At 49.7% G+C, this 25,408-nt stretch carries 23 protein-coding genes; 16 read left to right on the top strand and 7 right to left on the bottom strand.

Features of this window, described 5'->3' with window-relative positions:
* Positions 1-21: 21 nt before the first annotated feature.
* Entirely contained in the window at positions 22-627 is a 606-nt protein-coding gene (locus tag ACLO87_RS05040) for a DUF4136 domain-containing protein (RefSeq protein ID WP_430223724.1), read from the bottom strand.
* A gap of 202 nt (positions 628-829) precedes the next feature.
* Here ACLO87_RS05040 and pepN point away from each other — a divergent pair, with 202 nt between their 5' ends.
* Positions 830-3,520 (top strand): aminopeptidase N, encoded by a 2,691-nt coding sequence (gene pepN / locus ACLO87_RS05035; RefSeq protein ID WP_135864691.1) that lies wholly within the window; start codon positions 830-832, stop codon positions 3,518-3,520.
* 17 nt (positions 3,521-3,537) lie between these two features.
* Positions 3,538-4,548, top strand: coding sequence for a class 1 fructose-bisphosphatase (locus ACLO87_RS05030; RefSeq protein WP_430222935.1), 1,011 nt, complete (start codon positions 3,538-3,540; stop codon positions 4,546-4,548).
* A gap of 115 nt (positions 4,549-4,663) precedes the next feature.
* Here the strand turns inward: ACLO87_RS05030 and ACLO87_RS05025 are convergent, their stop codons facing one another.
* A complete protein-coding gene (locus ACLO87_RS05025; protein ID WP_135864694.1) occupies positions 4,664-5,650 on the bottom strand; it encodes a quinone oxidoreductase family protein in 987 nt (328 codons plus the stop codon).
* An 86-nt stretch (positions 5,651-5,736) separates the two neighbouring features.
* Between ACLO87_RS05025 and ACLO87_RS05020 the strand changes: the two genes are divergently transcribed.
* On the top strand, positions 5,737-6,600 hold the full coding sequence (locus ACLO87_RS05020; protein ID WP_430222934.1) for a DMT family transporter: 864 nt from the start codon (positions 5,737-5,739) through the stop codon (positions 6,598-6,600).
* 3 nt (positions 6,601-6,603) lie between these two features.
* Here the strand turns inward: ACLO87_RS05020 and ACLO87_RS05015 are convergent, their stop codons facing one another.
* The gene (locus ACLO87_RS05015; protein ID WP_135864698.1) at positions 6,604-8,082 is read right to left on the bottom strand and encodes a helicase HerA-like domain-containing protein; all 1,479 of its coding nucleotides are present in this window, start codon (positions 8,080-8,082) and stop codon (positions 6,604-6,606) included.
* 140 nt (positions 8,083-8,222) lie between these two features.
* Between ACLO87_RS05015 and ACLO87_RS05010 the strand changes: the two genes are divergently transcribed.
* Genes ACLO87_RS05010 through ACLO87_RS04975 form a run of 8 tightly spaced genes read left to right on the top strand, consistent with a single transcriptional unit; the run spans position 8,223 to position 14,831 of the window.
* Entirely contained in the window at positions 8,223-8,954 is a 732-nt protein-coding gene (locus ACLO87_RS05010) for a YebC/PmpR family DNA-binding transcriptional regulator (protein WP_135864700.1), read from the top strand.
* 47 nt (positions 8,955-9,001) lie between these two features.
* Complete coding sequence (gene purD / locus ACLO87_RS05005; RefSeq protein WP_135864702.1) at positions 9,002-10,294, top strand: phosphoribosylamine--glycine ligase; 1,293 nt, start codon at positions 9,002-9,004, stop codon at positions 10,292-10,294.
* Between the two features lie 20 nt (positions 10,295-10,314).
* Positions 10,315-11,232, top strand: coding sequence for an oxygen-dependent coproporphyrinogen oxidase (gene hemF / locus ACLO87_RS05000; protein ID WP_430222933.1), 918 nt, complete (start codon positions 10,315-10,317; stop codon positions 11,230-11,232).
* A complete protein-coding gene (nadD, locus tag ACLO87_RS04995; RefSeq protein ID WP_135864706.1) occupies positions 11,211-11,837 on the top strand; it encodes a nicotinate (nicotinamide) nucleotide adenylyltransferase in 627 nt (208 codons plus the stop codon). The genes hemF and nadD overlap by 22 nt, the downstream gene beginning before the upstream one ends.
* Entirely contained in the window at positions 11,834-12,241 is a 408-nt protein-coding gene (gene rsfS / locus ACLO87_RS04990; RefSeq protein ID WP_430222932.1) for a ribosome silencing factor, read from the top strand. Before nadD ends, rsfS begins: the two co-directional genes overlap by 4 nt.
* Before the next feature lie 48 nt (positions 12,242-12,289).
* A complete protein-coding gene (rlmH, locus tag ACLO87_RS04985; RefSeq protein ID WP_135865592.1) occupies positions 12,290-12,760 on the top strand; it encodes a 23S rRNA (pseudouridine(1915)-N(3))-methyltransferase RlmH in 471 nt (156 codons plus the stop codon).
* A 9-nt stretch (positions 12,761-12,769) separates the two neighbouring features.
* Positions 12,770-14,209: a pyruvate kinase gene (gene pyk, locus ACLO87_RS04980; protein WP_135865590.1), complete on the top strand. Its 1,440-nt coding sequence runs from the start codon at positions 12,770-12,772 to the stop codon at positions 14,207-14,209.
* Positions 14,210-14,213: 4 nt separating this feature from the next.
* Positions 14,214-14,831, top strand: coding sequence for a Maf family protein (locus tag ACLO87_RS04975; RefSeq protein ID WP_135865588.1), 618 nt, complete (start codon positions 14,214-14,216; stop codon positions 14,829-14,831).
* A gap of 102 nt (positions 14,832-14,933) precedes the next feature.
* Here ACLO87_RS04975 and ACLO87_RS04970 read toward each other — a convergent pair whose 3' ends face one another.
* The 4 genes from ACLO87_RS04970 to ACLO87_RS04955 all read right to left on the bottom strand — a co-directional run bounded on the left by ACLO87_RS04970 (position 14,934) and on the right by ACLO87_RS04955 (position 19,472).
* Positions 14,934-16,313: a YdgA family protein gene (locus ACLO87_RS04970; protein WP_430222931.1), complete on the bottom strand. Its 1,380-nt coding sequence runs from the start codon at positions 16,311-16,313 to the stop codon at positions 14,934-14,936.
* A 179-nt stretch (positions 16,314-16,492) separates the two neighbouring features.
* Positions 16,493-17,866 carry a YdgA family protein gene (locus ACLO87_RS04965; protein ID WP_430222930.1) on the bottom strand — a complete coding sequence of 458 codons (1,374 nt, stop codon included), beginning with the start codon at positions 17,864-17,866 and terminating at the stop codon, positions 16,493-16,495.
* A 161-nt stretch (positions 17,867-18,027) separates the two neighbouring features.
* Positions 18,028-18,999, bottom strand: a complete 972-nt coding sequence (ispH, locus tag ACLO87_RS04960; protein ID WP_135865584.1) for a 4-hydroxy-3-methylbut-2-enyl diphosphate reductase — start codon at positions 18,997-18,999, stop codon at positions 18,028-18,030.
* A complete protein-coding gene (locus ACLO87_RS04955; RefSeq protein ID WP_135865582.1) occupies positions 18,996-19,472 on the bottom strand; it encodes an FKBP-type peptidyl-prolyl cis-trans isomerase in 477 nt (158 codons plus the stop codon). Before ACLO87_RS04955 ends, ispH begins: the two co-directional genes overlap by 4 nt.
* A gap of 54 nt (positions 19,473-19,526) precedes the next feature.
* Here ACLO87_RS04955 and radC point away from each other — a divergent pair, with 54 nt between their 5' ends.
* The 5 genes from radC (at position 19,527) to ACLO87_RS04930 (ending at position 25,302) form a co-directional block, all read left to right on the top strand.
* Positions 19,527-20,204 carry a RadC family protein gene (gene radC / locus ACLO87_RS04950; protein ID WP_135865581.1) on the top strand — a complete coding sequence of 226 codons (678 nt, stop codon included), beginning with the start codon at positions 19,527-19,529 and terminating at the stop codon, positions 20,202-20,204.
* A gap of 181 nt (positions 20,205-20,385) precedes the next feature.
* Positions 20,386-20,649, top strand: a complete 264-nt coding sequence (locus tag ACLO87_RS04945) for a type B 50S ribosomal protein L31 (RefSeq protein ID WP_135865579.1) — start codon at positions 20,386-20,388, stop codon at positions 20,647-20,649.
* A 114-nt stretch (positions 20,650-20,763) separates the two neighbouring features.
* Positions 20,764-22,533: an ArnT family glycosyltransferase gene (locus tag ACLO87_RS04940; RefSeq protein WP_430222929.1), complete on the top strand. Its 1,770-nt coding sequence runs from the start codon at positions 20,764-20,766 to the stop codon at positions 22,531-22,533.
* A 61-nt stretch (positions 22,534-22,594) separates the two neighbouring features.
* Positions 22,595-22,954 (top strand): RidA family protein, encoded by a 360-nt coding sequence (locus tag ACLO87_RS04935; RefSeq protein WP_135867007.1) that lies wholly within the window; start codon positions 22,595-22,597, stop codon positions 22,952-22,954.
* Between the two features lie 275 nt (positions 22,955-23,229).
* The gene (locus ACLO87_RS04930; protein WP_430222928.1) at positions 23,230-25,302 is read left to right on the top strand and encodes a TonB-dependent hemoglobin/transferrin/lactoferrin family receptor; all 2,073 of its coding nucleotides are present in this window, start codon (positions 23,230-23,232) and stop codon (positions 25,300-25,302) included.
* Positions 25,303-25,408 lie beyond the last annotated feature (106 nt).

Raw genomic sequence — 25,408 nt, 5'->3', positions numbered from 1 at the left:
TACCAAAGCGCAAGTATTCATTTACTTGCGCTTTATTTTTACCTCTCGCACCTGGCCATTACTACCAGGAAAATCTTCAAATATCGCTTGTGCCAAACTGGCCATTTCTGCCAACAGACCACGACCATCATCGTCGGTTACGGCCGTAGCGCGATACACCTCTTTATTGTCTTGAGTAGTATCCAGAATCAGCACACTCAAACTGTACTCTTTATACTCGACAGGCACATTCACGACGCGCGGGCTGTAATAAATACCACCACCCCAGCCGCCATAGTAGCCCATATAACCGCCCCAACCTGGCCAGAAAGGCCCCCAGCCATCCACATATGGATCGGCAAATCGTTGCGCCCACCCTTTTTTGTTTTGATCGCTGTAGTCTAAATGCACAATAAAGCGTGCATTTTCAGCCCCTTCAACTAAACCCGTAGGCCCCATTGCGGCACGTACCGTGTCAGCAATAGACTCATATTCTATTTTGCCGGCCTGCGCTGGACCAGGTTCAATACGATAAGTTTGTCCCATCGTATTTTCCGGCCAAAACTCAAAGCTAGACACCTTGGCTGACCATGTATTTGCACAACCCGTCAATAGCAGGCCAGCAAATACCCAGATCAGGGAGCGCATTCCACTAAAAATCCGTTTGCCCATTTTCAGCCTCTTTTAATGTAAATGGTTCCTAAAAAACCAGCACAAAATTAGCAAATTCTCATCACGCACATCATACCGTCAAAATACAGCTGAATGCGGTTACAGTTAGCAATACTGAAGAACTTAGCTATTCGCACTACAATTAAGGCTGACCCACACCTGTTTCACTTCATCCGTCATGCGTACTGAAATCAGCCCTACTATTAATCGCCACGATTGGAAGGCTTTTGCGTTCCAAATCCCAGATATCAGCCTGACGCTGGAACTGGATAACGACCTCACTACCGTCACCACACAATTCACCGCATCTATGCTGCAAGCAGGCTCTCAGGTCTTGGAATTGCACGGTGAAGAACTGACACTGGTCAGCCTTAAAGTGAACGGCAAGCTTTGTGATGCATCGCGTTATTCGCTTGATGCTCAAATGCTGCGCATCCCACTAGAAGAACAACACTCCCAGATAGAAATCGTCAGCCAATGCTCCCCATCGCAAAACAGTGCCTTGATGGGGCTATATGTATCCAGTCAACAGCTATTCACACAATGTGAACCTGAAGGCTTTAGGCGCATCACATGGTTTGCAGACCGCCCCGACGTCATGTCGCGCTATCGCGTAACTCTGATTGGCGACGCTACCCACTACCCCATGATGCTGTCTAACGGCAACCTGATTGATTCTCAGACGTTGCCTGACGGTCGCCAACAAGTGGTATGGGAAGACCCCTTTCCAAAACCCTCTTATCTATTTGCCGTCGTTGCCGGTAACTTTGATTGCCGCGAGAAACGCCTCAATACGATTTCCGGTCGTGAAGTGCTATTGCAAGTGTATAGCGACCCCGGTGATGGCGATAAAACCGCTTGGGCACTAGAAAGTCTAGAGCGCTCACTGCGCTGGGACGAACAACGTTTTGGCTTAGAACTGGACCTAGATCGTTACATGGTAGTTGCCGCCCGTGATTTCAATATGGGTGCAATGGAAAATAAAGGGCTGAATGTTTTTAACTCTGCCTATGTATTAGCTGATCCACAAACCACTACGGATGCTAGCTACAGAGACATAGAAGCAGTCATTGGTCACGAATACTTCCATAACTGGACAGGCAACCGTGTAACCTGCCGTGATTGGTTCCAACTATCGCTAAAAGAAGGTCTGACCGTTTTCCGTGAACAAGAGTTCTCGGCAGATATGTTGGCCGCAGGCTTAGACAGTGCAGAAGCTGCCAGCGCTAAAGCCGTCAAACGCATTGATGATGTGTGCACCTTGCGTGTTGCCCAATTCAGTGAAGACCGCGGCCCAATGGCCCACCCTATTCGCCCAGAGAGCTACGAAGAAATCAGCAACTTCTACACCGCCACCATTTATGAAAAAGGCGCAGAAGTGATTCGCATGCAGCACACACTGTTAGGCGAAGAAGACTTCCAAGCTGGTATTAAAGAATACTTTCATCGCCACGATGGCCAAGCCGTTACCTGCGATGATTTCATTGCCGCCATGGATTCGGTATATAGCCGTACTCACCCTGGCAAAAACTTAGAGGTATTCCGTCGTTGGTATCAGCAAGCCGGCACACCTACCGTTGCGGTACAAGAGCACTACAACGCTGAGACACGTCAATACCGTCTACAACTACGTCAGCATAACCCTGCCGTGGGTATAGAGCGTTTGAATGCAGCAGAGACACCCAAACTGCCTTTACTGATTCCTATCAAGATGGGCTTGTTAGATCGTCAAGGCAACGAATTACGCGTAGAGCTAAATGGTGAGCGTCATACAGAGTTCTTACTAGAACTGGACAAAGAAGAGCAAAGCTGGACCTTTGATCACGTGGAAAGCCAACCCGTGTTGTCCATATTGCGTGATTTTTCAGCTCCCGTACAACTGCAATACGAACAGAGCCTAGACACCTTAAAACTATTGGCACGTTTTGACAGCAATAGTTTTGGTCGCTGGGAAGCAGCACAACAACTGGCCCGTATGGCTTTGCTGGAGCTATCTACTGACACCTCAGCACCACTGACGCACGCAAGCGTACAAGCTGTTGTGCAAGTATGGGAAGAATTGCTGCAAGACCACAGCCTATCGCCTGCTTACTTGGCTCGTATTTTGTCGCTGCCGTCGGTACGCGAACTGCAAACCTTACAAGACCCAATGCGCCCTTTGGACTTGGCACAAGCGCGTCATCGTTTGCAGGTTCATTTGGGTGAACGCTTGGCCTCCTTGTGGCAACAACGTTTTACGCAACATCAATTGCCACAGCAGCCTTACTCACCTGATGCCTTGTCAGCTGGCCACAGAGCATTGAAAAATCTGGCGTTGCATTACCTGTGCGCAACAACGGATGCTCAAGCCTTGGCTGCCGCACAGCAGCAATACGAAAACGCCAACAACATGACAGACTCTCTAGCGGCATTGCAAGCTATAGTCTATTATGCGAAGCCTTCGGTCAGTAAACCCTATCTTGATAGCTTTTACACCAAATGGCAGCACAACCCCTTGGTGGTAGACCGCTGGTTTAGCGTACAAGCCTGCTCCCCCCAAACGGACGTTGCCGCCTTACGTGCATTGATGCAGCACCCAGCATTCACGCTGCGTAATCCTAACCGTGCCCGTTCTCTGATTTTCCAATTCTGCTTGAATAACAGCACTGCTATACATCAAGTAGAAGGCTACGAGTTCTGGGCCGAGCAAGTGATTGCTTTGGATGCGCTGAATCCTGAAATTGCCGCGCGCCTTGCACGTGCTTTTGACAACTGGGCGCACTATGCTGAGCCCCAACGCCATGCCTTGCACACCGCCTTTTTGCGACTGCAAGAGCAGGCACAATCTGCCAACGTGACTGAGATCGTTGGCAAAGCACTAAATATCTGATCCCTCGGAGCACTACGTTGAAAAAAAACCTGACTCAATATCTGATTGAACAAGAACGTCAGACCCAAAGCGTTCCTACCGAACTGCGTCTGCTGATTGAAACCATCGCCCGCACCTGCAAAGCTATTGCTCAAGCGGTGAACAAGGGTGCTTTGGGCAATGTGCTGGGTAGCCAAGATACCGAAAACGTACAAGGCGAAATCCAGAAAAAACTGGATGTGATTTCCAACCAAATGCTGCTGGATGCCAACGAGTGGATCGGTTGCTTGGCAGGTATGGCATCAGAAGAAATGGAATTACCTCACCCTATTCCTGCGCACTACCCTACAGGCGATTACCTGCTGTTGTTTGATCCTCTGGATGGTTCTTCCAACATCGACGTCAACGTCTCCATCGGTACTATTTTTTCTATTCTGCGTCAGCCTGAAGCCGCTAAAGGCCGTGTGGCCACTGAGCAAGATTTCTTGCAAGCTGGTACACAACAAGTAGCTGCTGGTTACGCTGTCTACGGCCCACAAACCATGCTGATCTTGTCTATTGGCCAAGGCGTAGTAGGCTTTACGCTAGACCGTGAAACAGGCTCGTGGTTGTTGACGCAAGAAAGCATCCGTATCCCTGAAGAAACTCAAGAATTCGCCATCAACATGTCGAATATGCGTCACTGGGAAGCCCCTGTAAAACGCTACATCGACGAGTGCTTGGCTGGTAAAGAAGGCCCTCTGGGTAAAAACTACAATACCCGCTGGATTGCTTCCATGGTGGCTGATGTACATCGCATTCTGAACCGTGGTGGTATTTTTATGTACCCACGCGACCACCGCGAGTCCGTGCGTCACGGCAAGCTGCGTTTGATGTACGAAGCTAATCCAATGAGCTTCTTGGTAGAACAAGCAGGTGGCGCATCGGTAGATGGCAGCCGCCGTATTCTGGATCTGCAACCTGAACATCTACACCAACGTACCGGTGTAATTTTGGGTTCCAAGAAAGAAGTTGAGCGCTTGCAAAAATACCACCAAGAAGCCAACTAATAATGCTTCATGGGTAGTAAGTACGTCACGCTGCATTCATCTCTATAAAGCGTGGCAACTTATAAAAAAAGCCGGATCTCTTATTGAGCATCCGGCTTTTTTGTATGTTGCTGGTTTAGTCCAGCGTCAAGATAGTAGAACCTACTGTTTTACGTGATGCCAATGCCTCATGTGCTTTGGCCACGTCACGCAATGGGAAGCGCTGACCGATATCCACCTTGATATTGCCAGCCAAAATCTGCGCAAACAAGTCATCTGCTGCTGCTTGCATGGTTTCTAGCGTAGGCACAAAGCTCGCCAAGATAGGACGTGTCACATACAACGAACCGTGCTGTGCCAATACGCCCAGATTCACCCCTGTTACCGCCCCCGACGCATTACCAAAGCTCACCATCAGACCACGAGGTCGCAGGCACTTCAGTGATGTTTCCCACGTTGCTTTACCCACACCGTCGTACACCACAGGAACCATTGCACCGTCGGTAAGCTCGCGTACGCGCTGCACCACATCTTCAGTGCTGTAGTTGATCGTTGCCCACGCACCGTTGTCTTTGGCCATCTGCATTTTTTCAGCGCTAGATGCCGTACCAATCACACGCACACCCATTGCATTTGCCCATTGGCATGCCAACGAGCCTACGCCACCGGCTGCCGCGTGAAACAGAATGGTGTCGCCTTTTTTCACGTCATACACTTGGCGCAGCAAATACTGAACGGTTAGCCCTTTCAGCATGATAGCGGCACCTTCTTCAAAGCTAATGCCCTCAGGCAGGCGCACAACGCGATCAGCGGGAATATTACGAGCTTCGGCATAGGCACCCAGAGGCCCCTGGCCATACGCAACCCTATCGCCTACTTTGACGTGATGTACATCTTTACCAACAGCCTCAACAATACCGGCGGCCTCAAAACCCAAGCCATGAGGCAATGGACTAGGATACAAACCATCACGGAAATAAATATCAATAAAATTGAGACCTATGGCTTTGTGGCGAATGCATACTTCATTGTCAGCCGGAGCTGATAGAGGTACGGATACCCACTTCAACACCTCTGGACCACCATTTTTCTCTATACGTATTGCGTTGACTTCTGTTCCCATGACGAACTCCTTCTGTCTCTACGTTATGATTTAAGCATCACTAACTGTTCAACCCTTAAATCTACCCTGTTCACCTATATTCGACAATGACCCATCAACGTGCCTTACTTCAGAGCCATCTGGCCGCTGTACTTTTTGGTCTTACCGGTATTCTGGGGGAGTTGATCAAAAGCGATCCCATCATGATCACCACCTTCCGTGCTTTTTTTGCGGCAATGGTGCTGTTTTTGATCATTCGCTCTCAAGGCAGACGATTAAGTGAGGGGTTGAACAAGAAAGATGCAGGCATGTTGTTGCTGGCCTCTATTATGTTGGCCATACACTGGGTCAGTTTTTTTATTGCGGTCAAAACAGGCGGCATTGCAATCGCCACCTTAGGGTTTGCCAGTTTCCCAGCATTCATCACGCTTAGTGAATGGTTAGTGCTGCGTGAGCGCGTTCGTACAGATGAATGGTTGATTCTGGGATTGGTCTCATTCGGATTGATCCTTGTGCCCCCAGAATTCGATTTAGCCGCCGAAGCCACTATAGGCTTACTGTGGGCAGTCTTATCAGGCTTTACCTTCGCGCTTTTTACGATCATCAATAGACGTACGGCGTCACACATGCCCGCACTACAAGTGGCCTATTGGGAAAACCTCTTTGTCACACTCTTGTGCTTGCCCTTTGCTTTGCCCTACTTGGGGCAACCTAGTGCCGCAGACTGGTTCTGGATGGCCATGCTGGGTATATTCTGCACAGCACTGTCGCACTACTTATTGGTATCTAGCCTAACGCGTATTAATGCTCGTAGCGCTGGCATTATCATTGCATTAGAACCCATTTACGCTATTGCCTTTGCGGCCTTACTGTTTGCTCAATACCCTAGCATTCAAGCCATATTAGGCGGAACCATCATTGTGGGCGCCATAGTTTGGTCAGGCATGCGCAAACAGCCTGACCAAAGCTAAGTCTTATTTACTGCGTAACAACGAACCCAGCACACCACGTAAAAACTTCGTAGCACCACGTCTGGCCTCTGTTTTGATAGTGGCTTGCACCAGGCCATCTTTACGACCACCTCTAGGCCCAGTAGAACCAAACAGGAAGTCATTCAGCATACCCACCACCCCAGAGCTCTTTTCAGTGGACTCTTGCGCTTGCTGAGAGGCTTCTTGCTCTTGCTTTGTCAAAACCTCATACGCCGACTCTCTATCGATGCTGGTATCGTATTTCAGGCCAAATAACGAAGCAGCCAGAATTTGCTTTTTCTCGGCATCAGACGCTGGCCCAATACGACTGCCCGGTGCATACATCCATACGCGCTCAGTCGGTGTAGGAATCCCTTTAGCATCCAACATAGAAACCAACGCCTCGCCTACCCCTAGCTCGGTAATAGCAGCCTCAATATCCAGCCCCTGATTAGGACGCATGGTTTGTGCAGCGGTTTTCACTGCTTTCTGATCGCGTGGCGTGTAAGCACGTAAGGCATGCTGCACTCTATGGCCTAGCTGCCCCAATACCGCTTCAGGAATATCCAATGGGTTTTGGGTCACAAAATAAATGCCTACCCCTTTGGAACGAACCAAACGCACCACTTGTTCGATTTTTTCCACCAAGGCTTTGGGTGCTTCATTGAATAGCAAATGTGCTTCGTCAAAGAAAAACACAAACTTAGGCTTATCCAAATCGCCTACTTCAGGCAAACGCTCGTACAATTCCGCCAGCATCCACAGCAGAAACACGGAATACAAACGGGGCGACTGTATTAAACGGTCAGCCATCAGCACGTTGACCATACCTTTGCCTTGCGCATCCGTACGAATCCAGTCGGCAATATCTAGAGCAGGTTCACCAAAAAACTGCTCTGCACCTTCACTTTCTAATCGCAGTAACGCACGTTGAATTGCCCCCACTGACGCGGCCGACACATTCCCATATTTGGCACGCAGCTCGGTGGCTCGCTTAGTCACGTGATTCAACATGGCACGCAGATCTTTCATGTCCAACAATAGTTGGCCTTCATCATCTGCTAACCGGAAGGCAATATTCAAAATACCTTCTTGGGTGTCATTGAGCTCTAGGATACGAGCCAACAACATAGGGCCCATGTCGGACACCGTCGCGCGTATGGCATGCCCTGACTGACCAAAAACATCCCAAAACACCACCGAGTTTGCGGAGAACTCGGGGGCAGGTAGCCCCAACTCTTGTAACCTGGCTTCCAACTTGGGGTTGGATTCGCCTTTCATGGCAATACCGCTTAAGTCGCCTTTTACATCGGCCACAAAAACCGCAGTGCCTTGACGGGAAAAAGCCTCAGCCATTAACTGTAGACTAATAGTTTTCCCTGTGCCCGTCGCGCCGGTAATACAGCCGTGCCTATTTGCCATACGCGGCAACAGCACAACCTCAGCCGCCTTTCCTCGTGCAAGATTGATTGTTTCTGCCATGACTCTATCCCAGATAAAAAATAGCCTGCTATATACTACAGGTACCTGATGCTGCCAGTGTAGTGCAGGCGAAGTTTTGCGCACAGGTTAAAATAGTGATCTGAAACGAAATTTTCTAATTTTTAAATTGGTACGAAGTTATGGCCGGACATAGTAAATGGGCGAATATTCAGCACCGCAAAGGGCGTCAAGATGCCAGACGCGGCAAGCTGTGGACTAAAATCATCCGTGAAGTCACCGTTGCAGCACGCGAAGGTGGGCCCGACCCCGACTCCAATCCCCGTCTACGTTTGGCCGCTGAGAAAGCTGCTGCAGCGAACATGCCAAAAGACAACGTTAACCGTGCGATTCAGCGCGGTGCCGGTGGTGCAGATGGCGCGAACTTCGAAGAAATCCGATTTGAAGGTTATGGCATTGGTGGTGCTGCAGTTATTGTGGACTGCATGACCGATAACCGTCAGCGCAGCGTATCCGATGTACGTCACGCATTCAGCAAACATGGTGGAAATCTGGGTATTGATGGCTCAGTTGTGTTCCAATTCCAACACTGTGGGCAGTTTCTCTTTGCCCCCGGTGCTGATGAAGACAAAATTATGGAAGTCGGCCTAGAGGCCGGAGCAGATGACATCATGACCGACGAAGAAGGTCTAATCGAAGTAGTCTGCACACCCTCCAACTACGCAGCAGTCAAACAAGCATTTACCGATGCTGGACTAGAACCTGAAGTCAGTGACGTCATCATGAAAGCATTGAGCGAAACTGAACTAGAAGGTGATGACGCTAAAAAAATGCAAAAAATGCTAGATGCCCTAGAGGGCCTAGACGACGTGCAAGAGGTCTACACCACTGCCGTCATGGATGAAACCGAATAATCCTGTTAACCCTGTGGGGCGTCTAGCCCCTTTTTCTCAGAAATCCTATGAAGTTACTCGTCATTGGCGGCGGGGGCCGTGAACATGCCCTAGCCTGGCGCCTCGCCCAATCACAACGTGTCAGCACGGTGTTTGTTGCTCCTGGTAATGGGGGCACGGCAACTGCCGAACGTCTACAAAACGTACCTATTACCGATGTAGACCAGTTGGTAGAGTTTGCCCGCAACGAAGACATTGAACTGGCCGTTGTTGGCCCTGAGGCCCCTCTGGCGGCTGGTGTAGTAGATGCTTTTCGTGCAGCAGGGTTAAAAATCTTTGGTGCCACCAAAGCTGCAGCTCAGCTAGAAAGCTCTAAAGACTACGCCAAAGCATTCATGGTACGTCACCAGATTCCTACGGCTGAATACCAAACCTTTACCGATCTGGAAGCCGCTAAAGCGTACGTACGCGAAAAAGGCGCTCCTATTGTTGTAAAAGCTGACGGCTTGGCAGCAGGTAAAGGCGTAATCGTCGCCATGACTGAAGACGAAGCACTGACAGCTATCGACGATATGTTGGGCGGTGGCATGTTTGGTAATGCGGGTGCTCGTGTGGTGATCGAAGAGTTCCTCACAGGTGAAGAAGCCAGCTTCATCATCATGTGTGATGGCAAAAACGTACTGCCATTGGCCACAAGCCAAGACCACAAACGTCTGAAAGACGGTGACGAAGGCCCGAACACTGGTGGTATGGGAGCATACTCCCCCGCCCCTATCGTTTCGCCCACCTTGCACAACCGCATCATGCGCGAAGTCATTCTGCCTTCCATCCAAGGTATGGCAAAAGACGGTATTCCTTACACTGGTTTCCTGTACGCCGGTCTAATGATTGGCGATGGCCCAGACAGTACTCGTACACTGAAAGTCTTGGAATACAACTGCCGTCTGGGCGACCCTGAAGCGCAACCTATCATGATGCGCATCAAGAACGACTTTAGCGAAGTGTTGGAACAAGCTATTGCAGGCGAACTGGATACAGCCAACATCGATTGGGACCGTCGCACCGCGTTGGGCGTAGTCATGGCTGCTGCCAACTACCCAGAAAACCCGCGCAAAGGCGATGTCATCCAACAATTGCCTGAAGACACCGACAACTGCATGGTATTTCATGCTGGTACCGAACTGGTAGATGGCCAACTGCTGACCTCTGGTGGCCGTGTGCTGTGCGTAACGGCATTAGGTGATTCTATTCGTCGTGCCCAAGACAAAGCCTATGCGGCGGCTGCTCAAATCCAATTTGATGGCAAACAGTTCCGCAGCGATATTGGCTGGCGCGCCATCCCTAGTACCGACGAGTCCTAAGCCGTAAAAGAGGATATTGCATGAACCATTCCGTCGCCGACGTCCGTGACTATTTCTTGGACCTACAACAGCGTATTGTTAAACATCTGGAGCTTGCTGATGGTTGCAAGTTCCAAGCTGATAAGTGGGAACGTGAAGAAGGAGGCGGCGGTCTGTCGCGTTACTTGGAAGCAGGTAATCTGTTCGAACGTGGTGCAGTATTGTTTAGCCATGTTAAAGGCAAAACACTGCCCCCGTCCGCCACAGCACAGCGTCCTGAACTGGCTGGACGTCCATGGGAAGCCATGGGTGTGTCGTTGGTTCTGCACCCTCATAATCCCTATGTCCCCACCACTCACATGAATGTGCGCTTGTTTATTGCCGAATCTAGGCATGAAAGCGAACCCACCATATTCTGGTTTGGTGGTGGTCTGGATCTCACCCCCTATTATGCTTTTGAAGAAGATGCTCGTCATTTTCACCAAAAGTGTGCCGATGCCTTAGCGCCATTTGGCGAGCAGAAATACCCCGCCTATAAAAAGTGGTGTGATGAGTATTTCTACCTGAAACACCGTGACGAAACTCGCGGCATTGGTGGTATTTTCTTTGATGACTTGAACGAGGAAGGTTTTGATCGCAGTTTTGAGCTGGTTAAATCTGTAGGCGATCATTTCCTTAAAGCGTACATTCCTATTGTGGAACAACGCCGTCACCTCAGCTACGGCGAGCGCGAGCGCGACTTCCAAGCATACCGACGTGGCCGTTACGTAGAGTTCAACTTAGTCTTTGACCGAGGCACCTTGTTTGGACTGCAATCAGGCGGTCGTACCGAGTCCATCCTGCTTTCCATGCCACCTATAGTGAAATGGCGTTACCAATGGGCGCCTGAAGCTGACTCCCCAGAGGCCAAACTGGCTGACTTTCTAAAACCACGCGAATGGCTGAGCAACAACACATAGGATTGCTCGGTGGCAGTTTTGATCCTGTACACCGAGCCCACATCGCTCTGGCAGAACGTGCTCTGGCAGAGCTAAAACTGGATACTCTGCAGCTAATTCCTGCAGCTAATCCATGGCAACGCGCGCCATTAGCAGCAAGCCCTGAACAACGTGTACACATGCTGGAATTAGCATGCGTGCACAACCCAAAACTACACATTAACCGTAGTGAAATTAACCGCGGCGGTGCAACATATACGATTGACACCTTGCGACAGCTACCCAAAGGACCGGTATACTACTGGATATTGGGTGCTGATCAATTACAGAACTTCTGCAGCTGGAATCACTGGCAAGAAATTCTGGAACATGTTGAGCTGGCTGTAGCCAAGCGCCCCGGGTCCTCTTACAACACACCAGCAGCCTTAGCTGCGGAACTGCAACAACAACACAAAACCCTGCATCAGCTGAACTTCCCTCCTATGGATATTTCGGCCAGTCACATTCGCCACATACTGGCACTACACCAAGATCCTACCGATTTACTGGATCCTGCCGTGGCTCATTACATACAGGCTGAGGGGCTTTATCGCCAAACGGCCAACTCAACAGATACTGATTTATGAAAGATTTAGAAAAACAGCAACGCGTTGTGATCGACGCTTTGGAAGATGTCAAAGCACAAGACATTCGCGTCTTTGACAGCACCCACCTGACAGGCTTGTTTGATCGTGTGGTCATCGCTAGCGGTACCTCTAACCGTCAAACCCGTTCTATGGCTAGCCATATCATTGCAAAAGCCAAGAAAAACGGCATGGAAGTTCTGGCTCACGAAGGTGAAGACACCGGTGAATGGGTGCTGATAGATTTGGGCGATATCGTGGTGCATTGTATGCAGCCTACTATTCGCCAGTACTACAACCTGGAAGAAATCTGGGGTGACAAACCCGTGGCTGTGACTCTGCTACCAGAATCCACACGTCCCGTACTGCACGAACCCTTCCAGCACGATCAGTCTGACGAAGACTAATCCCTACTCTTGGAGCATCCCTAGCGGATGCTCCAGTCATATTCGCTCATGAAAATCCATGTTATTGCTGTAGGCACGCGTATGCCGGCCTGGGTAGAACAGGCTTGGGACGACTATGCGCGCCGCATGCCTGCTGATTACGCTGTCGTACTCAAAGAAATCAAACCCGAACCTCGCACCAGTGGCAAAACGCCTGCACAAATGATGCAAGCTGAAGCTAAACGCATACAAGCCGCTATCCCTGAACGAGCATGGTGCATTGCGCTGGACGAACGCGGTAAAGACCTCACTACCGAACACCTCAAAACTCAACTGGAAACCTGGCGTGATAAGACAGGCGATATAGCGCTTATCATTGGCGGCCCAGATGGTTTGGACCCTAGCTTTAAGGCACAATGTCAGCAGCAGATACGCATCTCGTCGCTGACCTTACCGCACCCTATGGTGCGTATCTTGCTGGTAGAACAACTCTACCGAGCATGGTCTATGCTCACTGGTCATCCCTATCATCGCAGTTGAGGAGCGCTTGTGTCCAAACGTCGTACCAAAATTGTAGCCACCCTAGGGCCGGCTTCAGAGTCCGCCACCATTATTGAACAACTGATTCTGGCAGGCATGGATGTAGCCCGTCTGAATTTTTCACACGGTAGCGCAGACGACCACCGACGCAAAGCCAAACTGGTACGCGAGATTGCGACACGACATCAACGCTATGTCGCCATCATGGGCGATTTGCAAGGCCCAAAAATTCGTATTGCCCGCTTTGCCAATACTCGCGTAGAGCTGACAAATGGCCAAGCCTTTGTGCTGTCTAATGACCACCCTGCCGACGCCGGTAATGAAAATATCGTAGGCATTGATTACCCGCCATTAGTGCAAGATTGCGCCCCCGGCGACGAATTACTGTTGGATGACGGCAGAATCATTCTGCAGGTAGATAAAGTCGAAAACAATGCGGTCTACACCACCGTAACAGCGGGTGGAGAGCTATCCAACCATAAAGGCATTAATCGACGTGGCGGCGGTATTTCGGCCCCTAGCCTCACCGACAAAGACCGCGCTGACATTCTGCTGGCAGCCGAACTAGAAGTGGACTACATCGCTGTATCCTTCCCCCGCTACGGCCGCGACATGCAACAAGCACGCGAGCTAGTACAACAAGCGGGCAGCAACGCATGGATCATTGCCAAGATTGAACGCGCTGAAGCCGTTGCCGATGACGAAGCGCTAGATGACATTATCTCCGCCAGCGATGGCGTGATGGTAGCCCGTGGTGACTTAGGTGTTGAAGTTGGCGATGCTCGCTTGGTAGGCATTCAAAAACGTATCATCCAACATGCTCGCACCCTGAACAAACTGGTCATTACCGCTACGCAGATGATGGAATCTATGGTGAGCAGCCCCATTCCGACACGAGCCGAAGTATCGGACGTCGCGAATGCTGTGCTGGATCACACGGATGCAGTCATGCTGTCGGGTGAAAGCGCCGCCGGTAAATACCCCGTAGAAGCAGTAGCAGCCATGGCACGCATTTGTGTGGGTGCTGAGCAAGAGCCCGTCAACAAACGCTCACAACACCGTTTATGGGAACGTTTTGACCGCTGCGATGACACCATTGCACTCTCTGCCATGTACGCTGCTAACCACTTCCCCGGCATCAAGGCCATCATCAGCCTAAGTGAAAGCGGTAGAACACCGTTAATCATGTCACGCATACGTTCCAGCGTACCCATTTTTTGCTTTACCCGACACATATCCACCCAAAACCGTGCAGCACTATTCAGAGGTGTTTACAGCATGCCATTTGATGCTGCTGCCCATGCCCCTGAGGCTGTCAATCAAGCAGCCATTAACTGCTTGATTGAGCACCATATTGTGCAATCAGGAGACTGGGTAATTTTGACGCAAGGCGATCTGTATCACCCGCAAGGTGGCACAAACGGCATGCAAATACTGCAAGTACACTAACCGCATGTATAAACTCGCACACCCTTTACTACTGGCCTCTGCCAGCCCTAGACGCCACGAGCTACTGCAACAAGCCGGTATTGCTCATAACGTGGTAGACATACCCTCTCCCCCAGGTGAGGACGAGCCACACTACGCCAATGAGTCCCCTCTAGACTATGTTTGCCGTACCGCTCAAGAAAAAGCGCAACGTGCTACGGTGCACTTACACGCTCAACAACTCATCGTTCCAGGGCAAGCTATTTTATGTGCCGACACCACCGTAGAGTTGCAAGGTGAGGTCTTAGGTAAGCCAGATAGCCGAGAACACGCCGCCAGCATACTGGCGCGCTTATCAGGCCATACTCATCAAGTACATACAGCTATTGTGCTGGTACATGGCCAATTAGAGTTTCGTAGCATTTCCACCAGCCACGTACGCTTTAAAACACTCTCTGTAGATGAAATTCGTGCCTACTGCGCTAGTGGCGATTGCATGGGTAAAGCTGGCGCTTATGGCATACAAGGCTTAGCGGCAACGTTTGTAGAACATTTAGACGGTAGCTACAGCGGTGTCATGGGGTTACCTCTGTACGAAACAGCTCAGTTACTACAAGAGGCAGGTTTGGTGTCTTTTGACTAATTACCTTGATCGCTAACTGACTACACAACGCCGTAATCAAGTCCAAAAAAACCTGCTGGTGAATACTATCCAGCAGGTTTTTTTATCTTCACTACCAAGGGCTTATTTCAACGCTTTGCCCAAGTCAGAGCCTCTTAACAAGCGAGAAAACTCTTCAAAACTCATGATTTTATCATTCAGCACCACGCTACCGGTTGCAGAGTTGTAGTTCAGCGCTATAGTCGCCTTGCTTCCGTCGTACTGAACCAAACCCAACTTGGCATACTGTTGCGCCCCTTTAGTAAAGATTCTATCTACCATGGTACGCATCACGGCTTCTGTGGGTTTAACTATCGAACCAATCATCTCCCTAGACAATGAAGCGTTCAATGACAAATTCTTAATCATAGGCCAAGGCGCTGCCTCATCCTCTATGGGCTGAAAAGCAATCATGGCATTGACCTCGCTTACACCCCCACTATTTTTCCAAGCCAACGGGCTAATGGATACCTCAGGGCTAGTTTTCAGGAAATCCTGTGCATACCGTTTAAGCACTTCAGGATTATCCTTAAACTCTATTCTGGCCTGCTTCCATGCTCGCTCTGCTTGTAGGTCTAAATTTTTCAACTCAACGCCAAGCGTGATACCGCCAAAATCATAACCATTAAGCTGTACCGCCTCTAAATCATAGTTAACTGCCGCATGACTGATGAGCTTATCGGTCCATGCCCCAGACATTTGGACAGCGGAATTATCCATTACCACGGCCACACTTTCTGTAGGAGAACTGAACTCAAAACGCTTGCTGCTACTTTCATACTGCCCAGAAACTACGCCATTCTCTTGCTCTGTGCGCTCTACCCTCACGTGAATACCATCAAAGTGCAAACTTCTACCTGGCAACGTATCGGTGATCCCTAGCTTGTCTATATCCAGTGAACCATTCACTGAACTAAGGTCTTTGCTCACATCCACATAGAGGTAAGCCGCTGAAGTTTTCAACGTTGTGCCTTTAGCTGACTCTACCTTCACAGGTGCAAAAGTGATGTGGCTTTTTACAGTGCCGTTAAACCCCACTTGGCTATCAGCCTTAACCGGCACCTCGCCATTCGCTGCCTGATACCACTCAGTACCCTCTGCTTCGTTCATCACGATGATCTGGCTATAGTTCAGCATTGGCGAGAACACGCCTGCCGATAATGCCGCGATGGGGAATGGGCCATGACTGTACTCTGCAGCAAAATGCATTTCACTGCTCCGCTTCTCTGTGCTCACTTTCAACACATATACCGCTGACGATGAAAACACACCGCGCTCATAACTGACTTGTTCCAAGCGAGCAAATTCGTTGTCATTGGTGATTTGCTCCGCCAGTTTCTCGTTCACGGACACCAAACGCTTTGCAATCATGGCTTCTGTCTTGGTACCTATATACCAACTCGCCCCCACATACACGGCACCCAATACCACTACTGCACCTAGGACTATTTTCTTTTTACTCATCACTCACCTTGATGAAATACGCGTGTTAACCGTCGTTACACCGCCGTCATGTCATGCTAGAACACACTCTATCTGGCTAGACTGAGCGTAGTTCACTTGTGGACACCACACCCTAAACCCATAAAAAAACCTGCTGGAAAACTTACCAGCAGGTTTTTTAAGCATCTGTATTTAACAGATTACATCAACAGATTGCCCAAGCCGGATTCCATCAACAGCATAAAGAACTCTTCAAAGCTCATTGTTTTGCCGTTCAACACCACTGTACCGTCAGCGGAGTTATATTTCAGATCCATTTTGGTGGTTTTACCGTCGTAGCTCACCAAGCCCATGCCTGCGTATTCTTTGGAGCCTTCGTCAAACGCCATGTCGATCATGGAGCGCATGAAACCTTCTTCGGTACCAAAGATTGCACTAACCATGCTACGGGACAAAGAAGCATCGATAGTCAGGTTGTTCACAGCAGCCAATGGATCTTCTTCATCCAAGGCTGGTTGCAAAGCCACCAAAGCGTTAACTACGCTCTCGCCACCTGTGTTTTTCCAGGAAGCAGGTTTGATACTGATTTCTGGTTTGCTTTCCAACAAGCGCAGCAAGTAAGTTTCAGCAACTTCTGGGTTGTCATCCAACTCATCGCTTACTTCACCCAATTCTTGCAGTGTTTTGATATCGATGTTTTTCAGACCAAAACCGAAATCAAAACTGCCGTAGTCGCCGCCATTGATCTGCAATTTGCTCAGGCCGTAGTTCACAGTGGCTTCGTTCAGCATTGTGCCTGTTTGAACGCCTTCACCATCAAAGCTCAGGTTATCCAACACTACCACTACGTCTTCAGCCGCTGCACTGTACTCTGTGCGCTTTACTGTACCTTTATACGTGCTAGAAACTACGTCTTCTTTATCGGTGCTAGCAGCCTCTAAAGTGATGTCGCTCAGCAGCATGCGTTCGCCTTTGCCGGCTTCGCTGATACCAACCCATGCCAAATCAGCAACGCTATCTGTGCTGACGTAGTTTTTGCCAATGTTCAAGTACACGTTAGCCAAAGAAGTCTCTAGCAACACACCTCGTTTGGACTCTACTTTGATAGGAGCAAACACCAGATGACTTTTTACAGCACCGCTAAATTTCACTTGGCTGTCGGCTTTAACAGGCACTTCGCCGTTAGCCACTTTGTACCATTCAGTACCATCAGCTTCGTTCATCAAGATGGTCTGGCTGTAGCTCAACATTGGCGAGAAAATACCAGAAGACAGTGCGGCCATAGGGAATGGACCGTGGCTGTACTTATCAGCAAAGCGGAACTCACCTTCTTTACCGTTCAGGCTTACTTTCAGAGCATACACAGCAGACGAGGAAAACACGCCACGCTCGTAGCTGATTTTTTCCATGCGCATGTAGTCTGAGCCAGTCACTTGTTGAGCCAGCTTAGCATTGCCTTTTTCTAGCTGTTCAGTGATGACTTGTTCTGTTTTGGAACCTACATACCAGCTTGCGCCTACGTATGCCGCACCCAATACGACCACCGCACCTACGACTATTTTAGTTTTACTCATTGATCACCTTGATGGAGCAATAATTTAGATTAAAGATTCAAAACTGTATCATCATAACGAAATTCCAGTATAAACCCTGATGTTTTCTGCCACGATTTGAGTTATTTAACACTTTGAAACCATGGCCCAATCAGAGCAACATCTTGAAACTTAAAATTTCGTTACTTGGTTTCGATTTTTCGGGACAACTCTCGAGGCAGAGGGAAAGAAATTGTTTCTTCCACGCCATCCAAGGTACGCACCGAACGAGCACCTAGTTCTTGCAAACGATCCAACACTTTAGCGACCAACTCTTCGGGAGCCGACGCACCTGCGGTCACACCAATACGCTTGCTACCATCCAACCACTCAGGTTGAATCATTGCAGGGTCATCCAGCAAGTAGGCTCGTGCGCCCTTGCGTTCTGCCACTTCACGTAAACGATTAGAGTTGGAACTATTCACACTACCCACTACCAAGACCACATCACATTGTGGTGCCATAAATTTCACTGCATCTTGGCGGTTTTGTGTGGCATAACAAATATCGCTTTTCTTCGGCTCTACAATGTTCGGGAAGCGCTCACGCAGAGCCTGAGCCACTTGTGCCGCATCATCCACCGACAACGTGGTTTGGGTCACAAACGCCAAGTTATCAGGGTTAGTAACTTCTAGGCCCAGTACGTCTTCTACTGTTTCTACTAGGTACATACCGCTATCTGCTTGACCCAATGTACCTTCTACCTCGGGATGCCCCTTGTGACCAATCATGATGATCTCGCGACCATCTTTACGCATACGAGAGACTTCCACGTGCACTTTGGTCACTAATGGACAGGTAGCATCAAATACTTTCAGCCCGCGCTGCTCGGCCTCTTCACGTACTTGCAGCGACACACCATGGGCAGAAAACACCACGATGGAACCAGCTGGTGCCTCGTCCAACTCAGCAATGAAAATCGCGCCTTTGTTACGCAGGTTTTCTACCACGTAGCGGTTATGCACAATTTCATGACGCACATAGATGGGACGGCCATGCAATTCCAAGGCTCGTTCCACAATATCAATAGCTCTATCTACCCCAGCACAAAAGCCACGCGGCTGTGCCAAGACTATATCTAGTTCAGTCAGTGACTCGTGTTGTGTAGTAGTCATAACACTCCCAAAATCTTTGCATCCAGACGGATTTTCGCCCCCGCTAAGGGGTGATTAAAATCAAACAAGGCAGCATGTTCATCCAACTGCTTCAACACGCCAGAATAGCGCATGCCATTAACCGCTTTAAACTCGACCATGTCGCCAGGTGCAAAGTGTTCGTCTTGCGCGACATTCTCGGCCAGCATTTCGCGGCTAATCCACTGCAACAAAGCAGGATTACGTTCGCCATAGGCATCTTCAGGCGTTAAATCAGCATGCAAGGTGGCGCCTTCAGGCTTACCTAGCAGCACAGCTTCTAACCCGGCAGACCATTGCCCTACTCCCATCTGCAAGGTAGCTGGGTGGCCATCAAAGGTGTTGGCGAACATGGTTCCCGCGGCGGGACCCGACATAATCTGAATGCAATAGTGCAGTGTCAGGTAAGAGTCCTCACGGACAATCACATCACTGGCATCGGTTTGAGCGTCCAAAGCCTGTCATCCTATCTGTAATTCAACAATCAACCTGCTATTTTAGTGCTACTCATGGCATCAAGCGTCAAATCCTTAAATAATTTACGGCCTAGAGAACGACTATTGCGTCACGGGGCCACTACACTCTCGGATGCTGAGTTGCTCGCCATTGTACTTCGCACCGGCTCAAGGCAGGGAAATGTGCTGCACTTGGCCCACGCTCTGTTACAGCACTTCCATGGTTTCCAAGGGCTACTAGCTAGTAGCGCAGACCAACTACAAACGCTACACGGCATAGGTCAGGCTAAAAGCTGCGAGGTCTTGGCCATTAGTGAAATTAGCCGACGTGCCTTACAAGAACAGTTACAGCGCGGTCCCACCCTTAATCAACCACAAACCGTCAAACAATATTGCATCGCCCGTATAGGCCACCAACCTATAGAGCATTGCCTAGCACTCTATCTAGATAACCAACTACAACTGATCACTGCCGAAGAAATCGCTAAAGGCACAATCAACCAAGCCTCGGTCTACCCACGAGAACTCGTACGCGCGGCATTACAACACCACGCCTGCGCCATTATCTTGGCGCACAACCATCCCTCAGGAATCAGCACGCCCAGCCAAGCCGATATCTCATTGACGCAACATTTAAAACAAGCCCTACAACTGGTAGACATCCAGCTAGTGGATCACTTAATTATTACCCCCGGATACGCCACATCCATGGCTGAAAACCACTTGTTGTAACAAGCCAGCCATCACCGTAAAACAACATCCTGTATTTCTTATTCGGTATAAACTGCTTTTTTTGTTGGCTGTACTTTATTAAAAAAGCAGTCAATGCTAGAATTTTGTGATTATTTAGGGCACGTGGCAGATCATTTTATACATCTGTTGGCGATCCGTTTACGAACAACAGGAAGGCATCATGAAAAAAGGCATCCACCCAGAATACCGCGACGTTGTATTCCTGGATCAACAAACAGGTAACAGCTTCATCTCTCGTTCTACTGTTAACACACGTGACACAATTGAACGCGATGGCAAAACATACCCACTGTTTAAGTGTGACGTAACATCCGAGTCCCACCCATTCTACACAGGTGCTCAAACTCGTATCGTTGAAACAGGCCGCGTTGAACAGTTCCGCGCCCGTTTTGCTCGCACAGCTGGCACACGCAAAAGCAGCTAATCTGCTTTGCATGGGTAAAAAAGGCAGCCACGGCTGCCTTTTTTTATGTCCTGCACATCCCCGTCTACGCCTCCGCTATAATTCTTGTCACGAATCATTCATTCCGCCTGACTTGTGCATACCTCACAACCATACTCCCCCGCGCGCTTAACCTCACCCGGTGCCGCCAAGCTCCCTCGCAGTATTCTGATTGCTGTAGGCCTGATCTATATACTTTCGGGGCTGATTTTCCGTGACCCATGGAAAACCGATGACGTGATTGGTTTAGCCACCATGCTAACCGCCATGAACAACGATGGCGTGCTATCAGTATTACTACCTCAGGTTGGCAGTCTGGCTTATGCAGAAAATGGCCCACTCGTTACGTGGGTAGGCTTAGCGTGCATGACACTATTTGCACCTATTTTTGCGCTATTCACCACCGAATTAAATAGTCTGATTCTTGCCTCTCGTGTACCCAACCTGCTTTGGTTTGGTCTCATGAGTTATTGCGTGTGGCACGGCACCTTACGCTTAGCCAAACGCCGAGAAGCCCAGCCTCTACCATTACCCTTTGGTGGTGAGCCCACCCCTGCTGAATATGGCCGCATGCTGGCAGATGCCACCTTGCTGTTCCTGATTGCGACGGTAGGTATTTTATGGCGCATGCATGAAACCTCGCATGTGCCTGCCATCATGGCATTTCAGGCGCTGGCATTTTTTGCCTTAAGTTTGCAACTGTATAGACCCGCCGCCGGCACATTGCTACTGGGTATTGCCTTGGCTTGCGCCCTGTTGACTCGTGGTGCAGTAGGTGCCACGCCTATTTTCCTAGCCAGCCTGTTATTACCTCTATTCCATAGCCCTTTCCGCTCCATTTTTAAATGGCAGATCGTAGCTATTGTGCTTGGTATCGCCTTATTTTTACTCTGGTGGTTCCCTGCTCGCGCTTTCAGCCTGTACTGGACTCAACAATGGCTGCTATGGAATCACTCCAGCTTTGGCTGGCCTAACGTAACTGGCCTATACAAAGCCCTGCGTGATTTACTGTGGTTCTTGTGGCCCACATGGCCCATGGCACTACTCGCCGTATGGAACTGGAGACACTGGCTGCGTGCACCGCATTTGCTGCTGCCCGGCTGCTTATTTATTACTGCGCTACTGACACTACTGGTACAGACCAATCCATCTGAGCCAGAACTAGCTCTGTTAGCAATTCCTAGCGCTGTACTCGCCGCCTTTGCATTACCCACACTACGACGTAGCATTATCAACACGCTAGACTGGTTTGCCGTCATGTGTTTTTCACTCACTGCTGCGACCGTCTGGTTGGGCTGGGTGGCACAACAAAGCGGCTGGCCACCAAAAATTGCGAAAAGCATTGCACGCCAAACGGTGGGGTTTGAAACCTTTATTTCCGTTCCTGCCTTAACACTCGCGGTTCTAGGCTCTCTTGGCTGGATTGCCTTAGTTGTATGGCGTACTCGTCGCCATCCGCCGGGCTTATGGCGCGGCACGGTGCTGTCGGCTGGTGGGTTGCTGGTCACGTGGTTGCTACTAGTCACATTGTGGCTGCCATCGCTGGATTACGCCCGCAGTTACCGCAGTGTTTCCAATGAGCTCTCTACCGCCTTACAAACCCATCAAGCCGCAAACGGATGCGTACGTGGACAAGGTGTAGGCCTAGGCCAACGCGCCTCATTTTATGCGTTCAGTAATGTAGATCTAGTGTTTGACCAACGTTGTGATTTGATTCTTCAACAGTTAAACCGCCGTGATCTTGAGAAAGGTGAGCTGCCCCCACCTAACAACACTGAAGTACTATGGATAGGCCATAGAGGTGGTGATAGACATGAAGCATTCCGCCTGTTGCGCCTGCTACCTGCTAGCCGCAACACACAGTAAATCACCCGTGCAGCCTACTCCCATGGCTGCACTTTTTCATTTGTATTGAGGAGAACAATCGATGATCACCCGTTTGCATAGCAATGCTCGTATGAGCCAAGTCGTTAGCTTTCCCCTAAGTGGTGAAATGGTTGTTTTGGCTGGTCAAGTCGCCAAAACCCAACGTGATGGTGATACGGCTGCTCAGGCCACAGAAATTCTGGCAAATATTGATCAGTTGTTGGCTGATGCTGGCACCGACAAAAAAGCTGTAGTTTCTGCCTATGTATGGCTAACAGACATGGCTGACTTTGCTGCGTTTAACGCGGTATGGGATGCCTGGGTTCCAGCGGGTCACGCCCCCGCTCGTGCTTGCGTAGAAGCCAAACTGGCTGCACCAGAACTGACTGTAGAAATTCAAGTCATTGCAGTGAAGAGCTAATTGCACTCGCCGCCATTGCACCTCGCTATGGCGGCCTTCTTCTTCTTCTTCTTCTTCTTCTTCTTCTTCTTCTTCTTCTTCTTCTTCTTCTTCTTCTTCTTCTGCCGTCCTCCGGCATTTACCGATCCCTTTTAGCTACTCACCACACCACCATTTGTGGGGAATACGCACATCACAACACCTTAATTGAGAATAGTTATCATTAGTGATAGAATCCCCAAGATTTTCATTTCATAATAATCATTATTATTCTTATTAACATTACAAGGTAGTTTATGTTGTACTCCACTTCGGTTCTTGCCACGACCGATAGCTCTAAGTCACACCCTCAGCTTGCTAAACAATTACTAAAGCACTCCCTACTGTTTGCCGCATTATTTAGCATCCAAAGTAGCGCCACATTGTGGGCTCAAACCGCCGTTCAGTTAGACAAGATCGTTGTGTCTTCTAGCCAGCGTGAGCAACAGGCCATTGATGCGCTGGATAACGTATCCGGTTTAGATCAGCACGATATCAACCTGCTAAACGCTTCTAGCCCAGCTACGCTGTTGAACCAGATTCCAGGCGTGAATGCCGCGAATACCGGTGATGACCCAGGCGCAGTCGTAAACATTCGTGGCTTGCAAGAATATGGCCGAGTGGTTGTGACCATTGATGGCGTACGACAAGACTTTGGTAGACCTAGCCACGCTGGTAATGGCTCGTTCTACATTGACCCTGACATGCTTAAAGCCGTCACCGTAATACGTGGGCCTGTTGCTGGCGTTTACGGCTCAGGCGGTATTGGTGGCTCCATCAGCTTTGAAACCATCGATGGGCGTGACTACCTTGAAGATGATGAAGATGTAGCCGTTGGCGTTAAAGGCGGCTACGAAAGTAACGGCAAAGGCTGGGTCGCCCGCACAATTGGTGCTGTGCGCGTCACCGACAACGCAGAAATTTTGGTGAGCACTGTTAACCGCGGCCGCGACGACCAAAAAGACGGCGACGGCAATAAGATTCTGTATAGCGACCAAAACCAGAACTCTCAGTTGGTGAAAGCCAGCTACCGCCCCGCCCCCGGTCACGAAATTAAAGCAGGTTGGTTGCGTTATGGTAGTGGCTACAAAAGCAGCCGCTCTGCAGGCTCTAGCAGCTCTACCCTAAGTGTGGATGACACCGATACCGACACCTACACAGCCAACCTGCGCTACAGTTTTAACAGCCCAACCAATCCACTCATTAACTTACAGGCCGAACTCTACCGCAGCGCTACCACTAGCGACCAAAGCCGCGTCACCGACGGCGATAGCCGTGAGTACCGTGTACGCACCAACGGCTGGGCGTTAAAAAACCTCTCCACTATTGCTGCAGGCAGCTGGAATCACACGCTGAACTACGGTGGTGATGGCTTTGAGATCAAAGGTAGATCTGACCACGAAAACTTTGGTTCAGGCGACAGCAAAGCTTTTGGTGTGTATGGCCAATGGGAAGCAGATTACAACCAATGGATTCAAGTGATTGGTGCACTTCGCTATGACCGCTTCAAACTGCGTGGTCAAGATACAGACCAAGTCACCCACAGTTTCACCAAAGATCGCGTTTCACCGCGATTGACCTTAGGTATCACACCTATAGAAGGCGTTACCACCTACATTACGTATGCAGAAGGCTTTAGAGCGCCATCGTTGGCCGAGGCTTTCCGCGTGGGCGGGCACGGTTCCAGACTAGAGTATCTGCCCAACTTCAACTTAAAACCTGAAAGCGCTTCTACTGTAGAGCTGGGAGTAAACCTCAAGCACAATGCCGTCTTCATGCCTAATGATGCACTGCGCACTAAGCTGTCGTTCTACCACACTCGTGTACGTGACTACATTGACCGCGAACAGTTCAAGGTAGGTAAACAAAGCTATAGCCAATACCAGAACGTAGGCAAAGTAACCCTGAAAGGGATTGAACTGGACAGCAGCTACGACACTGGTAACTTCTATGCTGGTTTGAATGGTTCACTGGCCACAGCGGATACCTACAGTGGCCGCCCACTGAATAACGCACCACTCAAACGTGTAGTATTCACCGTGGGTGCTCGCGCATTAGATAACGATTTGGATTACGGTGTACGCTGGTCGTCCACTGCTTCTACCGAACGCTCTTCCGCAACAGCACCTCGTGCCGCTGGGTATAGCTTGCTTGACCTGTACGCCTCATGGCAGATCAACAAACAAGTTAGCGTGAACTTCGGCATTGATAACCTGCTAAACAAAGCCTACACCGACCCACAAGCCGGTTACGCCACCACCAACCCTAGCTCATGGCAAGGCACTGGCCGTAACGTCAAACTGAACGTAGGCTGGCGCTTTGGCAACTAAACGCTGAACGTAGCCCACTAGCCGTAGAGGCTTCTTTCTTGACAAAAACAGGTCGCAGATTTAAAACCTTCTTTTTTCTGCGACCTGTTTTTTAATCTTGGCACAG

Origin of the sequence: Paenalcaligenes sp. Me52, from assembly GCF_050487965.1 — a bacterium.
In the GTDB taxonomy this organism is placed as follows: Bacteria; Pseudomonadota; Gammaproteobacteria; order Burkholderiales; family Burkholderiaceae_B; genus Paenalcaligenes.
This window is presented reverse-complemented; position numbering and strand designations above follow the sequence as displayed.

Excerpts from the sequence above, each read along its gene's own strand:
- ACLO87_RS05040 (WP_430223724.1), bottom strand. The coding sequence starts at position 627 with ATGCGCTCCCTGATCTGGGTATTTGCTGGCCTGCTATTGACGGGTTGT.
- pepN (WP_135864691.1), top strand. The coding sequence starts at position 830 with ATGCGTACTGAAATCAGCCCTACTATTAATCGCCACGATTGGAAGGCT.
- ACLO87_RS05025 (WP_135864694.1), bottom strand. The coding sequence starts at position 5,650 with ATGGGAACAGAAGTCAACGCAATACGTATAGAGAAAAATGGTGGTCCA.
- ACLO87_RS05020 (WP_430222934.1), top strand. The coding sequence starts at position 5,737 with ATGACCCATCAACGTGCCTTACTTCAGAGCCATCTGGCCGCTGTACTT.
- ACLO87_RS05015 (WP_135864698.1), bottom strand. The coding sequence starts at position 8,082 with ATGGCAGAAACAATCAATCTTGCACGAGGAAAGGCGGCTGAGGTTGTG.
- ACLO87_RS05010 (WP_135864700.1), top strand. The coding sequence starts at position 8,223 with ATGGCCGGACATAGTAAATGGGCGAATATTCAGCACCGCAAAGGGCGT.
- purD (WP_135864702.1), top strand. The coding sequence starts at position 9,002 with ATGAAGTTACTCGTCATTGGCGGCGGGGGCCGTGAACATGCCCTAGCC.
- hemF (WP_430222933.1), top strand. The coding sequence starts at position 10,315 with ATGAACCATTCCGTCGCCGACGTCCGTGACTATTTCTTGGACCTACAA.
- nadD (WP_135864706.1), top strand. The coding sequence starts at position 11,211 with ATGGCTGAGCAACAACACATAGGATTGCTCGGTGGCAGTTTTGATCCT.
- rsfS (WP_430222932.1), top strand. The coding sequence starts at position 11,834 with ATGAAAGATTTAGAAAAACAGCAACGCGTTGTGATCGACGCTTTGGAA.
- rlmH (WP_135865592.1), top strand. The coding sequence starts at position 12,290 with ATGAAAATCCATGTTATTGCTGTAGGCACGCGTATGCCGGCCTGGGTA.
- ACLO87_RS04975 (WP_135865588.1), top strand. The coding sequence starts at position 14,214 with ATGTATAAACTCGCACACCCTTTACTACTGGCCTCTGCCAGCCCTAGA.
- ACLO87_RS04970 (WP_430222931.1), bottom strand. The coding sequence starts at position 16,313 with ATGAGTAAAAAGAAAATAGTCCTAGGTGCAGTAGTGGTATTGGGTGCC.
- ACLO87_RS04965 (WP_430222930.1), bottom strand. The coding sequence starts at position 17,866 with ATGAGTAAAACTAAAATAGTCGTAGGTGCGGTGGTCGTATTGGGTGCG.
- ispH (WP_135865584.1), bottom strand. The coding sequence starts at position 18,999 with ATGACTACTACACAACACGAGTCACTGACTGAACTAGATATAGTCTTG.
- radC (WP_135865581.1), top strand. The coding sequence starts at position 19,527 with ATGGCATCAAGCGTCAAATCCTTAAATAATTTACGGCCTAGAGAACGA.
- ACLO87_RS04945 (WP_135865579.1), top strand. The coding sequence starts at position 20,386 with ATGAAAAAAGGCATCCACCCAGAATACCGCGACGTTGTATTCCTGGAT.
- ACLO87_RS04935 (WP_135867007.1), top strand. The coding sequence starts at position 22,595 with ATGATCACCCGTTTGCATAGCAATGCTCGTATGAGCCAAGTCGTTAGC.
- ACLO87_RS04930 (WP_430222928.1), top strand. The coding sequence starts at position 23,230 with ATGTTGTACTCCACTTCGGTTCTTGCCACGACCGATAGCTCTAAGTCA.